Here is a 13,694-nt window from a genome sequence, read left to right as displayed (position 1 = left end):
TGTCTTCTCTTTTAATTTTGATCTATAGGAATTACGAGTAGTATTCTTAATTTCTTCATGAGGTAACAACAATGTATAACGATGGACTTTATATGGAGAAATATTGTTGTATTTTTCAACAAAAATAGAACACCTTATCGCTAAAACATAATTTTATTTAATAAATATTAAATACTTAAAGTAAATTTTACTCCATAATTTTAGCTTTACATTTGTATCTCATACAACTTCATATCTTCTCCACTGCCTCCCCCTATGATGACTTCATTGATTCATAGAGAGCGTAACCATGAAAAAATTGATGTCTTCATTGATGATTGGTCTGATTGCAACAACTGCGACAATGTCTGCAATGGCAGCGCATGCATTCGATCATAAAAATCCACCACCTGCTGCACACTTTGATAAAAAACCTGTGCCACCTAAAGCAACACATCACAAATCTGCTGGGCCCCACATGGTGAACAAAGAACATCAACAAGCTCATGCGAAATTTGCCAAACAAAACCATAAGGCCACAGCATTTAAAGCCAATCAACACAAACCTGTACCGCAGCATAAATTACCCCCTATGCCACCGAAACATCGTTAAGTTAAACTCAAAAAAAGACCGCGAATGCGGTCTTTTTTAATCTTTACTTTGCTTTATCAGCAATAAATTCTTTGATCTCTATGGGTTTATCTTTCACCAACTCAACTGTCCCTTCATTCACACCATTAAAGTTTTTAAAATGAATAGAAACGCCTTGTTCATTGGCAAGTCGTACACCACTTCCAGAAACCGCTCGTTTCAACTCATAAACCCGATCAGAATTATCCGTCAATTGTGCAGTTTCAAAATTATCTTTGGTTTTTAGCTCAATCGTCAGATCTTGCGGCCCAGTAAAATGAATAACTTGCTCGTCCTGAGCAATAGCAATGTCATTCGACGGAGTAGTTGCTGACGCTGGTTCAGTTGATACCGTGTTTTCTACTGTAGCCTTTTTATCTGCACAACCAATCAAAGCTAAACTGAATACTGCAGCACTTAAAATATATTTCATTTTTAGGATAGTCCTTCTTGTAATATGTATTGGATTATTACAGGTCTAATTTTACAAATTGGACGCAAACTACATTAGAAATATAAAAATTTACGTGCTTTTTAAATTAAAAAAACAATTTTTCAATAGCATTCATTACAAAAACTCTTCCAACACTGAGTTTAAAAAGATATGCCCCTGTTCAGTACAAGACAAACGCGCAGGATCATTCACCATCAATTGACGCTGACGTAATGAAGCCAATAATTCAGAGATTGGCGCTAAACTCTCACCCGTTCTCTGCGTATACAAACTTGCATCTACACCATGATTTAGCCGTAAAGCATTCATCATAAATTCAAAAGGCATATCTTCTGACTCAATGCGTTTAAACTGAAGATTCTCCGCTGGGACTTTGGCTAAATAGTCTTTTGGCAGGCGGGTTTTTTGGAAACGATACACCCCATCAGGCTGGGTCACTTTGCCATGTGCGCCTGCACCAATCGCCAAATAATCGCCAAACTGCCAGTAATTTAAATTATGTGCAGACGGCTTTTCTTTACGCCATGCCGACACTTCATAATTGATAAAGCCTTGTGCTGTTAAATAGGCTTCGCCCTGTGCTTGAATCTCTTCAAGCACATCATCGACAGGCAGAATCGGCTGGGTGCGGAAAAAGACCGTATTCGGCTCAATCGTCAACTGATACCACGACACATGCGTTGCGCCATTTTCCACAGCCAATTTCAAATCCAAAAGCGCTTGCTCAATGGTTTGTTCAGGCAGGCCATGCATCAAATCGACATTCACCCGTTCAAAACCTGCTTCCCGTGCATGCTGAATGGCAGAAATCGCATCATCATTCGAGTGAATCCGCCCCAGTTTTTTCAGCTGCTCAGTATTAAAACTTTGCACCCCAATGGATAAACGATTGATCCCTGCCTCTAAATAACCGGCAAAAGGATCGTGCTCAACCGTACCGGGATTGGCTTCCAAGGTGATTTCACAGTCCGCTTCAAATGGCACTAACGCTTTGAGTTGAGCAAATAACCATTGATAGCCTTTGGATGAAATGAGCGATGGTGTACCCCCACCAATAAATACACTATGAATCAGGCGACCCTGAGCAAAATCGACTTGGGTTTTAAAGTCTTCAACCAACGCCTGTAAATATTCTTGTTCTAAGTCTAAAGACAATTCACCATTCGGCACTGCATGCGAATTAAAGTCACAGTATGGACATTTGCGCACACACCACGGCATGTGAATGTATAAAGATAACGGAACAACTGCAGGATTTAATTCAACCAAGGAAAATGCTCAAAAGGAAAAAAAGAAGTAAGCGCATTTTAACATGACTGCATCAGAGCGCTTATGAAATCTCATCCACAATACAGTAGACTAATAAATTTAAGAAGAATTAGATGATTAGAAGATGAAAATAAGCAGCCATTTATTGTACTTACTGCCGCTCGCGATGGGTGTTGGTATCGCTATGACCATTCAAACAGCGATCAACAGCCAATTGCGTGAATATTTATATTCACCGCTGCAAGCTGCCCTTTTTTCTTTTTTGATTGGTACAATAGTCCTCGCCTTTATGGTGTTTTTTCAATCGGCCGAAAAACCGGACTTTGCAAGTTTTGCTCAAATCCCTTGGTATTTATGGCTGGGGGGATGTTTGGGTGTTTATGCCATCAGTATCAGTATTTATACCGCACCGAAACTGGGTTTTTTATCCCTCTCCGGTCTGATTATTTTTGGACAGATCTTAATGTCGATGGTATTTGACCATTTTGGCTTGCTCGGCACTGAAAAAACCCCGATTAACTGGCAACGCTTATTGGGTGGCGTGGTGATTTTTATTGGTGTGCTTCTCACTTTCCAACGCTAAGACCTCATTCCTAAGCACCTCACAAGAAATGAGTACATTCTGTGTCTACTGTCACGGCTGTAACAAGCAGCAAGTATGAATTAAAACAACTGTTTCATTTAATGATCCCGATATTGATCACGCAGTTTGCGCAAGCGGGATTTGGTCTCATTGATACCATCATGGCTGGACACATGTCCGCCAATGACCTTGCAGCCATTGCGGTCGGGGTCGGTTTATGGATACCGGTCATGCTGCTGTTCAGCGGCATTATGATTGCAACCACTCCATTAGTGGCAGAAGCCAATGGTGCTCGCACGCCTGAAAAAATTGCCACCATCGCCCGTCAGTCTTTGTGGGTCGCATTATTTTTAGGGATCATTGCCGCATTAGTCTTACAAACTATGCCGCTGCTTTTACCGTTATTGGGTGTCCCTGAAGTATTACTTCCGAAGGCGAGCTTATTCTTACACGCCATTAGTTTAGGTATGCCTGCTGTCACCATGTACGCAGCTTTACGTGGTTACTCAGAAGCATTGGGGCATCCGCGTCCAGTCACTGTGCTGAGTCTGCTGGCCTTATTGGTGTTAATTCCACTGAACTTTATTTTTATGTATGGTTTAGGCCCAGTCCCCGAATTAGGTTCTGCAGGATGTGGTTTTGCCACCGCGATTTTGCAATGGTTAATGTTCTTTGCTTTGGCGATGTACGTTTTCAAAGGATCGGCCTATCAAAAAACCCAACCTTTCGCTGCTTTTGAAAAAATGAACAGTGAATGGATCAAACGTATCTTAAAACTTGGCTTTCCCATTGGCTTAGCCATTTTCTTTGAAGTCAGTATTTTTAGTACAGCCGCTATTGTTTTGAGTCCTTTAGGCGAAGTCACCATTGCCGCGCATCAAGTCGCCATTTCGATTACCTCGCAATTGTTTATGATTCCCATGTCACTAGCGATTGCGCTGACCATTCGGGTCGGTACCTATTATGGGGAGAAGAACTGGCTAGCGATGCGAAAAGTCCAAAAAGTCGGTATGTTGACAGGGACGGTATTTGCCCTGATTACCATGTTGCTGCTTTGGCTTTTACGTAATGAAATTGTGTCACTGTATACCAATCACTATGATGTGACTCAGCTTGCAGTATATTTGGTCTTGTTCGCGATTGCCTATCAGTTGATGGACGCATGGCAAGTCAGTGCCGCAGGGTGTTTACGCGGTATGCAAGACACTAAAGGGCCGATGTGGATCACCATGATCGCGTATTGGATCATTGCCTTCCCTGTCGGGATCTATCTTGCACGCTTCACCACGACTGGTGCTGCAGGCGTTTGGATTGGCCTAATTGTGGGTCTGACTGTCGCCTGTATACTGCTACTTACACGTTTATTTATGATGAATAAGCGTTTAGCTCAAGCGGGATAAGCCCTTAAAAATCATCTAAAAAGTTACTCAAAAAAGACGGCTAGGCTATGCAGAAGATTAATGCAAATTAACACGCTGCATAGCAACGCCATAAATAAAAAGCACGAAGAAGAGGAAAATAAACATGTCCCATGTATTTCGCTCGATCAGTCTCTGTCTGAGCTTAGGCTTTTCCATGTCACTACAAGCTGAACAAACGATCAACCGACATGAATTTCCTTTATATCACGCACCCATCAAAGTCCAATCACAACCCGAATTTGATTACATCAATCAAGCACTTTGGACAGCCTTTCGCTTTTATCATGAACAACAAGCAGACTCATATACCGCACGTTTAAAGTTAAGTTGTCAGCAGTCTGGTATGGCATATACCTATCAGGACTTCATCAAGGCCAATCAAAAGTTTGCCTCTGCGGATGATCAGGATTTTATCGTGACGCAAAACCTCATCACCTTGAATGAAAATTTACACCATAATCAATGCATCAAATATCTCAGTCCACATTTAGAACTGGAAAAAACTGAAGCAACTGATGTTACGGAGTGACATCAGTTGCTCAATTTGATTCAAAAAAAGAACGATACACGAAAAAGTCATCTGCAATTGTTTGAGACAGGACTAGTTCTAATCAAAAATGTTTTTGCGATACTTTAAATAATTAGACGCTAGCGAACGAGTTTTGTCGGTGAGGTGCATTGCACCGCAAGATGGTTTCCTTGCGAAGCACGCTTCTCATTTTGCCGAATGAGAAACAACGTTTCGTAAGAGTACCTCCAGCTGAAGGCTAATCCCTTTATTCAATCCCTGGATGAAAGACTCTACAGAATAGAATTGAAAATCTTTTTTTAAATGCGTAAATACTTTTACATGCATAACATCAGTGAAGCAAGCAAAGCACCAAAACCAACTAATTAAGCGCCTCGATGGCATTTTTTAAACCTTGTGGCACTTGGCTGTCGTCCTCTACGTCTTTCACGATCGCCTGCCCGACAATCACCTCTGTCCCATTAAAACTCATGGTCGGTGATCCATACAATTCATAGCCTTCATTTAAAGCTTTGGTCACACGGGCACAGAAATTGACATCATCTTTACCGGTTAAATAGCGATACACTTTCATCGTTCAGTTCTCTTCTAGCGACGCGATATTTTAAACCATTCAGCACGTGGCTTAAATTTGCCTGAATTATTTTCAGTATTTACATTTTTGCCCATCATTTTATCAATGCAAATAAAGTCTTAACAATTTAAAGTAGGCAGTTTGTGTTTTGTCGCCTATGATCGGTATTAGATAATAAATGATGATCTTGAGGAACATCACATGGCAAAAACGGCTAGCACACCGGGTCGTCGCTTTATGAAACTTGCCAGTATGACGGCAAGCATTGCTACTAAAACCGTTTCCAATTCCATCCGCAATATCACTGCCGATGAAGAACAGAAAAATGCATCTCGCAGTAAACTTTTTCAGGACATCGGTCTGCAAATTGCAGACACTTTGGGTGAAATGAAAGGTGCGGTGATGAAAGTCGGACAAATTGCCTCGCAGTACAAAGACATTTTTCCACCTGAAGTCGCAAAAGCCATTAGTAAATTACAACGCCAAGCGCCAGCCATGCCTTTTGCTGAAATTAAGGCCCAAGTAGAACAAGAACTCGGCAAGCCCCTCGCGCAGATTTTTAAAAGTTTTGAAGAACAACCTTTTGCCGCTGCATCCATTGGGCAGGTGCATAAAGCCGTGTTACCTAATGGTCAGCAGGTGGTGGTGAAAGTGCAATATCCGGGTGTCGAAGAAGCCTGTGAAAGTGACTTAAAACAAGTTCGCCTTGCACTTCGTTTGATGGGCGTATTGAAAATTGATCGGAAGTTACAAGACAAGCTATTTCGTGAAATTCAGGACAGTTTAGACAACGAATTGAACTATGAAATTGAAGCGCAAAACTTAGATGTAGCCCGTGCTTTTCATAGTGCGCTGGATGACAAAATCATTATTCCACAGGTCTATAAAGATTATTCTTCACGTCATATTTTGACTCTAAGTCTAGAGCTTGGCGACAGTATAGAAACTGCCAGTACGTGGTCACAAGAAACCCGAAATGCCTTGGGAAGACGCTTATTCCGTGCTATAGGCCGTGAAATTTTCTTCCTTAAACGTTTCCACTGTGACCCGCATCCGGGCAACTTCGCCTTTCGTGAAGATGGTTCAGTCATCGTATATGACTACGGCGGTGTGAAAACCCTATCTCCTGAAATCGTGTCGCACTTTAAGCAATTGATCAATGCTGCACGCAAGCACGATATTCCACTGATGGAACAGCAACTCGATGCCCTACATTCCCTCAATGAACTCGGTAAATTTCCTGCGGAGTTGTATGAACAATGGCTAGAAGTGCTGATGCGTCCACTGACCACACAATACGACTTTGCTGAAAACTCAGCACACCATGACGGGGTAGAATTAATTAAGCCATCTCTTAAATACTGGGATGTGTTTAAACCGTCGCCAGACACCCTGATGGTGAACCGGACTGTTTCAGGGCATTATTGGAATTTGATTCATTTGAAAGTGAATGACAATCTCAATGATCTCTTTGATGAGTTGGTCCCACCTAGCGCTTAAGGGAGCGTAAAGTGCTGATGATTGCCCGATGAATTTCGGGCAATATTTGCATTTTTAATTGTTATGTTATAACATTTCTTTAATCAATAAATTTAAGGAACAGAAGAATGCGTGCCAACATCCATCCCGAATACCGTGAAGTGCTCTTTCATGACACCAATGCCAATGCCTTTTTTGTGATTGGCAGTACCTTAAGCACCAATCAAACCAAAGAGTTTGAAGGCAAGACCTCTCCCTATGTGACACTCGATATTTCAAGTGCATCACATCCTTTTTATACAGGTGAACAACGTCAAGTGAATAACGAAGGACGTATTGCGAACTTTAATAAACGCTTTGCGCGTTTCAAACGCTCACAATAAGTTCAGTTTAGATTAAGTTTTTTCTTTTAAAATTAAAACATTAAAGAAGTTCAGGGTTCCCCTCCTCCAGCCTGAGCTTCTTTTTTTTATGTCTGAAATTTTGTGGTTTTCAAGCGTTGTTTTAAACATCTATTTTTAAAATCGAATGAAATAAGTAATATCCCAGCCCCAATACGATGACACCAATCACCACACTGGAAATGGCATAACTAAATGCCAGCCCACTTTGCCCTTGTCTGAGCAGTTGAAAGGTTTCTAAGCCGAAACTGGAAAATGTGGTAAAGCCACCTAAGATCCCGACCATAAGCAATAAGCGTGCTTCATTTTGTAGAACGGGATATTTTTGGCTAAATGCAAACAACACACCTGCACAAAAGCAACCTAAAATATTCACCCACCATGTAGCCCATGGAAAGAGTACTGTTGGCTTGGCCAATAACAGTCCTGCTGCATAGCGAAGTGTTGCTCCAATTGCGCCGCCACATGCGACCAAAAGCCAGTTCATAGTTGTCCTACTTCAACATCATTGGTATCTACAATTTAGGCAACAGACTGCCTAAGGTCGCCCTTCAATATACACGCATTTAATTTACGCAAATAGTGTTAAATGTTTGGGGCAAAGCTTGCTATAGTCTGCAACACTTTGCGGTATTTTTTATTGAAAGAGGACATTATGGCTCAGGAATTATTAGATCAACTTCAAGCAGGGACTGCGAAATTTTCAGATGTGATTGCATTTATTGAAGCGCGTTATAACCACACACCAACCGCTTTTACCAATGGCAAACAAGCCAATGCAGCGACTGAAAACCAAGGCAGTGCCAAAGTATTTTCTTTTGCCCAATTGAATGGTCTAAACCAAGCTGAAACCTTAAGTCTTTTTGCTGAACATTATGCTGCTGTATTGGCAACACCAGACGCAACTGACCACCAAAACATTCGCCAATTTATGCAAAATGGTTGGGAAGGTATTCAATTTGACGGTCAAGCGCTCAGCGCGAAATAATGCATACGTGGACGTTCTAAATCAGTTCGTCTGCCATAAAAAAGCCAGTATAAATACTGGCTTTTTTATCTTTTCATCAGTGGTTCAAATCAAGATACTCGAACTCTGCAAGTCCATTCAGCCATCGCGGTTTTTTCCCAAGCTCGTGCATGCTTCAAATGTAGTAATTCTTCACCCGCAGTCGTTGCGGTAAAACGATAAGTTTTTTGACCGCCTGCGCCTAGTACTGGTGTCGTATCCGCAGCAGCTTGTTGTTGAGCTGACTGAAACACTTCTTCAACTTTAAAAAGTTTCGGTTGCTCAGCCAAAGACCATACATATCCGGTACTTGGATTTTCGTTTAACAGTACTTCCAAAGTCTGTCCACGATCCATCTCAAGCAAGGTCGGACAACTTTGCTGTTCAGTAAATACATGGGTTTTCCCATCTACAGTTGAACTCATACTGGTACATCCACCAAGCGCCAAACCACTCGCCAACATTAGACTCAAAATAAGCTGTTTCTTTATCGTCATTTTCATCATCAAATTATTTTACCTTGAATCTAATGCACACCGATTTCAATACGATCTCGATGTAATCGAAGTTTAGCCTTTGACTTTTTCAATCCACTGAATCGAACTGACACGAAAAACTTCACAAGCCCCATCACCCGTATCTGTTGGGGTCAAAGATGAAGTCCAAACCAAATCTTTGTCTTTCACCTCAACCAAATCCCCTTTTAAACGCACAAGATCGCCACGTTTTACTTGAGTAATTTGTTTAGCAATTTGCGGGTTTGCAGGAATGATGTGCATATTCGACACCATCATCATCGCTTGCTTTTGCGGTACAGGAACACGATCCATTTTCCAGTTTAAGAAACGGTCATATTGATTGACTGAAATCGTACGAGCAATTTCTGGCTCTGCAAATAAGCCCCAACTGACCGCATAATCAATCGGAGAAAATTTTGCTTGTTCATCTGTTTGATAGGTTTTTGAACCTAAAATTCGGAAATCACCTTTAAATTCTTTCAAGGTAGAAATTGACTGGCCTTTGGCAACAGGTGCTAAGCCTTTGGCAATATTATAATCTGAAGACGCTTGGACACCGACATTCAATAAAAAGCCTGCAAGCACAGTACTTAATGCAATTCGCTTGATCATCGCGTTATCCTCTTACCCTGTAATACTTCACATTACTCAATTTTCATTCTGCAATTGAGCCGACTTCATCTATACATAATGCCCCAACCTGAACATGAGCTTAAAATCCCGTAGGTTGAGCGTGATGAATGTCGTTTTTACTAGTTGTAACTCTATATTACGCACACAGTCTGCATAAACCTTATGAACTTGGTAACAAAATGCTGTTATTCAGTCAATTGGCCCATATCCACGCCCTAGCACATGATTTAAAATTAAAAAGACATGATTTACACTTTAAAAAAAGCCAACAACAATACTCGCTATGATTTATAAATTTTATCAACAACACATTTTTCCGCATCTTTTAAATCAAGTCATGCAAGTACCAAGCTTGATGGATAAACGACGCGAACTCCTGTTAGCCGTATCTGGTGAGGTGCTCGAAATTGGCTTTGGTACAGGTTTGAATTTAGCGTTTTATCAAAATGTCGATACGGTTTTTGCCCTTGAGCCCAATCCCGATATTTTTCATTTAGCTGCTGAACGTGTACATGCAGCACCTTTTGAGGTACAGCATATTTTAGCTGGTGCTGAAAAATTACCCTTTGCAGATGAAAGTCTAGATCATGTCGTGAGTACATGGACCTTATGCAGCATTGCCGATATTAAAACTGCGCTTGAAGAAATCTACCGTGTCCTTAAACCAACAGGGACATTTCATTTGGTTGAGCATGTACAACACAATGAAAATCGAAAAATTAAGCAGTTACAGCATTTACTCACGCCCATTCAAAAGAAAGTCGCGGATGGCTGTCATCTGGATCGTAATATGCAAAAGTTGCTTGAAGATGCCCAGTTTGAATGTTTTGAAACGCAGTATTTTGATGCTGAAGGCATTCCAAAAATTGGACAGCGCATGTTGCTCGCCCGCGCACGGAAGTTGAGTTAAAGCTTCCAAGGCCATGTTTAAGCACAATCAAATCTAGATAAAAATACCTAGTCTTTGATTAATCGAATGGCATTAATTTTTAGGATATGACAGGGCTTTTTATTCAACACATTATAGGTGTGATACGACTTCCCTGTTTTGATGGAATGTACATCCACCCATGCACCCAAAATCTCCACACGATCCCCTGATTTTAAACGACGAATACGATTTGCAACGTCTTCGGATTGAGCAATCACACTGACATTTTGCAATTCAGACTTGAGCTGTTCAACTTGTGTCGAGGGTACATTTTTCGCTTGTACGTTAAAACAGCGGTTCTGCTGCGACCATTCAAGATGATATTTTAAAGACTGGAAATCATTTGCGCCTGAACCCAGTAGCAAATCAATATTGCTGACATAGGCCAAGTCTTGAAAGCCACCCACCACGGTCGGTGCTGCCGGATGTAATGTACGACTACTGGCACTGTAGTAGCGTTTATCCAACAGCAAATATTCACCGGAAAATGCCTGAGTCGGTGTGACCTGAAAATTTTTCAGCACACCAGTTTGCTCTAAATGTGGAATGGCACGAAAATATTCAGACCATATCCACAGCATGAGCGCAAAAACGGCTGCAGTCGCTAAGAGTTTTTCCATGTGGATATTCTGTCCTTATTACTTTTCGACGGTTCTGAGGCTGAGTCACGCGAGCTTAAATATGCTCAAAATCAATTCGGATGGTTTCAAAACGTACTCGCCCTTCGGCAATGGCTTGAGCAATCGCTTGTTGCCCTTTGGTCAAACGTGCGCCACCACTTTTAATATCAATCAGCACCACTTCGATGTCTTCAGCGAGTCCATCACCATCACGAAAGTCGGTATAGCCATCAAAAACCACATAATCGATCGGGTCACCGAGAAACTTTGCATCGCTAGGTAAATACTGAAATTCAGGCATGATCGGCGCCATTTGTTCGGCCATTTTGCCTTTTAAAACAGCACGACTGGTATTTACACTGCGTTTTTGTGCATGGGCCAAGGCCTGCTGATGTTCCAATTCTAGTTCTGCAATATATTGCTCGTATTCTGCCTTAATCCTTCCATTGCGACTGCCACTTAAAATTAAGGTGGTCAGTACAATCCCAATACACGCGCCAATGAGCATGGCCATCCAGACAGACATTTAAAATTCCTAATCTTTTTAATATATTACAGCGAAACGTATAGAAAAAACTTAGACTTTGGTTCTTTGTCATATTCCCCGCATTAAACAATGATATGCTAGGGATGAGCAGAATAAAATCTATTTAGGTCGATGAAAACGATATTAATTGCCAATCAAAAAGGTGGTTGTGGCAAAACCATCACAGCAATCAGTTTAGCCTCTGCACTTGCGCAAAAAGGTTATAAAGTGGCCTTGGCAGATGCTGACAATCAAAAGTCTGCACGTCAATGGCTCAAACAGCGCCCAGAGACTGCCGCCCCAATTCAGAGCCTAGATTGGCGTCATGAAAAGTCGATTGGTGATGTGCCGAAAGGGATTGAATATCTAATTATCGATGCTCCGGGTGCGTTATCGGGTGAACATGCAGATCAGTTGGTCAGTGAAGCTCACGCCATCGTTACCCCGCTACAACCATCTTTCTTCGACATCGACTCGACCCGTCGTTTTTTAAAGCATTTGCAAGAAATTAAACGGATTCGTAAAGGTAAAGTCCAAATCCTATTACTGGCCAATCGTGTCAAACCCAATTCTGCTCATTCCAAAGAAATTCAAGATTTTTTCAATAAAGTTGAACAACAACCCGTTGCTTGGATTTCTGAACGTACCGCTTATGGTCAACTTGCCATGCAAGGTCTTTCGGTTTTTGACAAAACGCAAAAATTGTACCTCGGTATGCAACAACAATGGCAACCTGTGCTCAATGCCATTATTGAAGACGAAGCCGAGTGGTTCTAACCCATCATTCCACATTTTGTTGATATAAAGGCCAATCTTGCAAGGATCTAGCCTGAAAGATATTCACCATAAGTTAACAAGCTCTCGTTTTCGGGAGCTTTTTTTTCGGTTAAGATTGAACACAACATGATGAAAAAATCAGAGCACGCATTGCCAACGTTCGCACCTACATTACAAAAAGTCTTATTGTTCGGATTATTTTTTATCCTGATTTTTTTGAGCTTTAGCGTACTCAAATACTTTATTGTGCCCGTTGTTTGGGCAGCGATTATTGCCTATATGACTTGGCCGCTGTATCAATCGGTGCATCGTTTTTGTGGCAATCGTGCAAATCTAAGTGCGGCGCTGATGATCTTACTGGTGGTGCTCGTGGTAGGTCTGCCGGTGATTTTTGCGATCTTCTTGCTACAACATGAAGGCCGTAACTTGTATTTTGAATTACAAAAGCAAGTTTTCTCTGGTCATGTCAATGTGCCTGATTTTATTCGCCAACTGCCGTTTATTGGTAAAGAAGTCAGTCGTACCCTGCATGAGCTGAACAATGACCCAAACAGTATTATTCAATCGGTACAAATTTGGATTCAGGGGCATTTGAACTACGGTAAAGTTTTGGTCGGCGAAGTCAGTAAAAATATCTTTAAGCTGTGTTTTGCCGTGATGTCTTTATTTTTCTTCTATCGTGACGGTCAAACCATTTTAAGTCAGGTCAGTAAAGCCCTCGAAATGGTCATTGGGCCTCGTATTCATCATTATCTTGCCACCATCTCGGATACCACACGTGCCGTAGTATATGGCATCGGTCTTACCGCCATTGCCCAAGCTTTACTTGCCGGTGTGAGCTATTTTGTCGCCGATGTGCCTAACCCGATGTTATTAACCATCATTACCTTCATGTTGGCACTGATTCCGTTTGGTCCACCAATTTCATATACCGCTGTGTCGTTGTGGTTATTTTCACAAGGTCAAACCATTGAAGCCATTGGCGTCATGGCTTGGGGTGTATGTATCGTGAGTACAGCCGATAACGTGATTCGTCCTTTAGTGATTTCAGGGGCAACGCAGATTCCATTCTTATTAATCATGTTTGGTGTTTTGGGTGGGATCGCCAGTTTCGGTCTTGTCGGTTTATTTATCGGCCCAGTGATTTTGGCAGTATTGTTAGCCATTTGGCGTGAATGGTTGCATGAAACCCAAATTGAAGCCGTCATGATGCCCAAAGCAACGTTGGCACATAACTTAGACAATATAGATGATAAGCCTGAACAACCTTAATTCAGGCTTGAATTCATTAAACAAATATTACAATCAAATACTTAAATTATCTGTCATCCTGTATCCGCATCTGTTTCAATGGTTGAAACTC

General features: G+C 41.5%; 18 protein-coding genes. 10 read left to right on the top strand and 8 right to left on the bottom strand.

From position 1 onward, the window contains the following. Positions 1-289: 289 nt before the first annotated feature. Positions 290-592 (top strand): hypothetical protein, encoded by a 303-nt coding sequence (locus tag AC25JC_RS02875; RefSeq protein WP_180115994.1) that lies wholly within the window; start codon positions 290-292, stop codon positions 590-592. 43 nt (positions 593-635) lie between these two features. On the opposite strand, the gene AC25JC_RS02870 is transcribed toward AC25JC_RS02875, so the two are convergent. After that, entirely contained in the window at positions 636-1,043 is a 408-nt protein-coding gene (locus tag AC25JC_RS02870) for a hypothetical protein (RefSeq protein ID WP_180115995.1), read from the bottom strand. A gap of 135 nt (positions 1,044-1,178) precedes the next feature. Continuing rightward, on the bottom strand, positions 1,179-2,333 hold the full coding sequence (gene hemW, locus AC25JC_RS02865) for a radical SAM family heme chaperone HemW (RefSeq protein ID WP_180115996.1): 1,155 nt from the start codon (positions 2,331-2,333) through the stop codon (positions 1,179-1,181). 124 nt (positions 2,334-2,457) lie between these two features. Between hemW and AC25JC_RS02860 the strand changes: the two genes are divergently transcribed. From AC25JC_RS02860 to AC25JC_RS02850, 3 genes are all read left to right on the top strand, one after another. Then, entirely contained in the window at positions 2,458-2,916 is a 459-nt protein-coding gene (locus AC25JC_RS02860) for a DMT family transporter (RefSeq protein ID WP_180084595.1), read from the top strand. A 41-nt stretch (positions 2,917-2,957) separates the two neighbouring features. Further along, a complete protein-coding gene (locus AC25JC_RS02855) occupies positions 2,958-4,316 on the top strand; it encodes an MATE family efflux transporter (RefSeq protein ID WP_486923418.1) in 1,359 nt (452 codons plus the stop codon). A gap of 124 nt (positions 4,317-4,440) precedes the next feature. Then, entirely contained in the window at positions 4,441-4,866 is a 426-nt protein-coding gene (locus AC25JC_RS02850) for a hypothetical protein (RefSeq protein WP_486923417.1), read from the top strand. A 361-nt stretch (positions 4,867-5,227) separates the two neighbouring features. Here the strand turns inward: AC25JC_RS02850 and AC25JC_RS02845 are convergent, their stop codons facing one another. Next, positions 5,228-5,440 carry a DUF1737 domain-containing protein gene (locus tag AC25JC_RS02845; RefSeq protein WP_180024326.1) on the bottom strand — a complete coding sequence of 71 codons (213 nt, stop codon included), beginning with the start codon at positions 5,438-5,440 and terminating at the stop codon, positions 5,228-5,230. Positions 5,441-5,641: 201 nt separating this feature from the next. On the opposite strand from AC25JC_RS02845, the gene AC25JC_RS02840 reads away from it, so the two are divergent. Together AC25JC_RS02840 and AC25JC_RS02835 are read left to right on the top strand one after the other, a co-directional pair. Next, positions 5,642-6,940, top strand: coding sequence for an ABC1 kinase family protein (locus AC25JC_RS02840; RefSeq protein ID WP_111884186.1), 1,299 nt, complete (start codon positions 5,642-5,644; stop codon positions 6,938-6,940). 107 nt (positions 6,941-7,047) lie between these two features. Further along, positions 7,048-7,302, top strand: coding sequence for a type B 50S ribosomal protein L31 (locus AC25JC_RS02835; RefSeq protein WP_486923416.1), 255 nt, complete (start codon positions 7,048-7,050; stop codon positions 7,300-7,302). 121 nt (positions 7,303-7,423) lie between these two features. Here AC25JC_RS02835 and crcB read toward each other — a convergent pair whose 3' ends face one another. After that, entirely contained in the window at positions 7,424-7,807 is a 384-nt protein-coding gene (crcB, locus tag AC25JC_RS02830; protein WP_078192489.1) for a fluoride efflux transporter CrcB, read from the bottom strand. 168 nt (positions 7,808-7,975) lie between these two features. Here crcB and AC25JC_RS02825 point away from each other — a divergent pair, with 168 nt between their 5' ends. Further along, positions 7,976-8,308, top strand: a complete 333-nt coding sequence (locus tag AC25JC_RS02825) for a HopJ type III effector protein (protein ID WP_078192490.1) — start codon at positions 7,976-7,978, stop codon at positions 8,306-8,308. A gap of 89 nt (positions 8,309-8,397) precedes the next feature. On the opposite strand, the gene AC25JC_RS02820 is transcribed toward AC25JC_RS02825, so the two are convergent. Together AC25JC_RS02820 and AC25JC_RS02815 are read right to left on the bottom strand one after the other, a co-directional pair. Then, the gene (locus AC25JC_RS02820; protein ID WP_257225876.1) at positions 8,398-8,823 is read right to left on the bottom strand and encodes a protease inhibitor I42 family protein; all 426 of its coding nucleotides are present in this window, start codon (positions 8,821-8,823) and stop codon (positions 8,398-8,400) included. Positions 8,824-8,895: 72 nt separating this feature from the next. Next, complete coding sequence (locus tag AC25JC_RS02815; protein WP_111884184.1) at positions 8,896-9,456, bottom strand: hypothetical protein; 561 nt, start codon at positions 9,454-9,456, stop codon at positions 8,896-8,898. 304 nt (positions 9,457-9,760) lie between these two features. Here AC25JC_RS02815 and AC25JC_RS02810 point away from each other — a divergent pair, with 304 nt between their 5' ends. Beyond that, positions 9,761-10,387, top strand: a complete 627-nt coding sequence (locus AC25JC_RS02810; protein ID WP_486923415.1) for a class I SAM-dependent methyltransferase — start codon at positions 9,761-9,763, stop codon at positions 10,385-10,387. 47 nt (positions 10,388-10,434) lie between these two features. On the opposite strand, the gene AC25JC_RS02805 is transcribed toward AC25JC_RS02810, so the two are convergent. Continuing rightward, positions 10,435-11,028, bottom strand: a complete 594-nt coding sequence (locus AC25JC_RS02805; protein ID WP_486923414.1) for a hypothetical protein — start codon at positions 11,026-11,028, stop codon at positions 10,435-10,437. A gap of 55 nt (positions 11,029-11,083) precedes the next feature. Then, positions 11,084-11,554 (bottom strand): Holliday junction resolvase-like protein, encoded by a 471-nt coding sequence (locus AC25JC_RS02800; RefSeq protein WP_078192492.1) that lies wholly within the window; start codon positions 11,552-11,554, stop codon positions 11,084-11,086. A 132-nt stretch (positions 11,555-11,686) separates the two neighbouring features. On the opposite strand from AC25JC_RS02800, the gene AC25JC_RS02795 reads away from it, so the two are divergent. Both AC25JC_RS02795 and AC25JC_RS02790 read left to right on the top strand, forming a co-directional pair. Further along, positions 11,687-12,331 (top strand): ParA family protein, encoded by a 645-nt coding sequence (locus AC25JC_RS02795; protein ID WP_180035641.1) that lies wholly within the window; start codon positions 11,687-11,689, stop codon positions 12,329-12,331. 150 nt (positions 12,332-12,481) lie between these two features. Beyond that, on the top strand, positions 12,482-13,603 hold the full coding sequence (locus tag AC25JC_RS02790; RefSeq protein WP_180162909.1) for an AI-2E family transporter: 1,122 nt from the start codon (positions 12,482-12,484) through the stop codon (positions 13,601-13,603). Positions 13,604-13,694: the final 91 nt, after the last annotated feature.

Source organism: Acinetobacter sp. P37 (genome assembly GCF_057480965.1).
This window is presented reverse-complemented; position numbering and strand designations above follow the sequence as displayed.

Coding starts and splice junctions, on each gene's coding strand:
- AC25JC_RS02825 (WP_078192490.1), top strand. CDS start 7,976: ATGGCTCAGGAATTATTAGATCAACTTCAAGCAGGGACTGCGAAATTT.
- AC25JC_RS02840 (WP_111884186.1), top strand. CDS start 5,642: ATGGCAAAAACGGCTAGCACACCGGGTCGTCGCTTTATGAAACTTGCC.
- AC25JC_RS02795 (WP_180035641.1), top strand. CDS start 11,687: ATGAAAACGATATTAATTGCCAATCAAAAAGGTGGTTGTGGCAAAACC.
- AC25JC_RS02805 (WP_486923414.1), bottom strand. CDS start 11,028: ATGGAAAAACTCTTAGCGACTGCAGCCGTTTTTGCGCTCATGCTGTGG.
- AC25JC_RS02870 (WP_180115995.1), bottom strand. CDS start 1,043: ATGAAATATATTTTAAGTGCTGCAGTATTCAGTTTAGCTTTGATTGGT.
- AC25JC_RS02835 (WP_486923416.1), top strand. CDS start 7,048: ATGCGTGCCAACATCCATCCCGAATACCGTGAAGTGCTCTTTCATGAC.
- AC25JC_RS02820 (WP_257225876.1), bottom strand. CDS start 8,823: ATGACGATAAAGAAACAGCTTATTTTGAGTCTAATGTTGGCGAGTGGT.
- AC25JC_RS02815 (WP_111884184.1), bottom strand. CDS start 9,456: ATGATCAAGCGAATTGCATTAAGTACTGTGCTTGCAGGCTTTTTATTG.
- AC25JC_RS02875 (WP_180115994.1), top strand. CDS start 290: ATGAAAAAATTGATGTCTTCATTGATGATTGGTCTGATTGCAACAACT.
- AC25JC_RS02800 (WP_078192492.1), bottom strand. CDS start 11,554: ATGTCTGTCTGGATGGCCATGCTCATTGGCGCGTGTATTGGGATTGTA.
- AC25JC_RS02810 (WP_486923415.1), top strand. CDS start 9,761: ATGATTTATAAATTTTATCAACAACACATTTTTCCGCATCTTTTAAAT.
- AC25JC_RS02850 (WP_486923417.1), top strand. CDS start 4,441: ATGTCCCATGTATTTCGCTCGATCAGTCTCTGTCTGAGCTTAGGCTTT.
- crcB (WP_078192489.1), bottom strand. CDS start 7,807: ATGAACTGGCTTTTGGTCGCATGTGGCGGCGCAATTGGAGCAACACTT.
- AC25JC_RS02845 (WP_180024326.1), bottom strand. CDS start 5,440: ATGAAAGTGTATCGCTATTTAACCGGTAAAGATGATGTCAATTTCTGT.
- AC25JC_RS02860 (WP_180084595.1), top strand. CDS start 2,458: ATGAAAATAAGCAGCCATTTATTGTACTTACTGCCGCTCGCGATGGGT.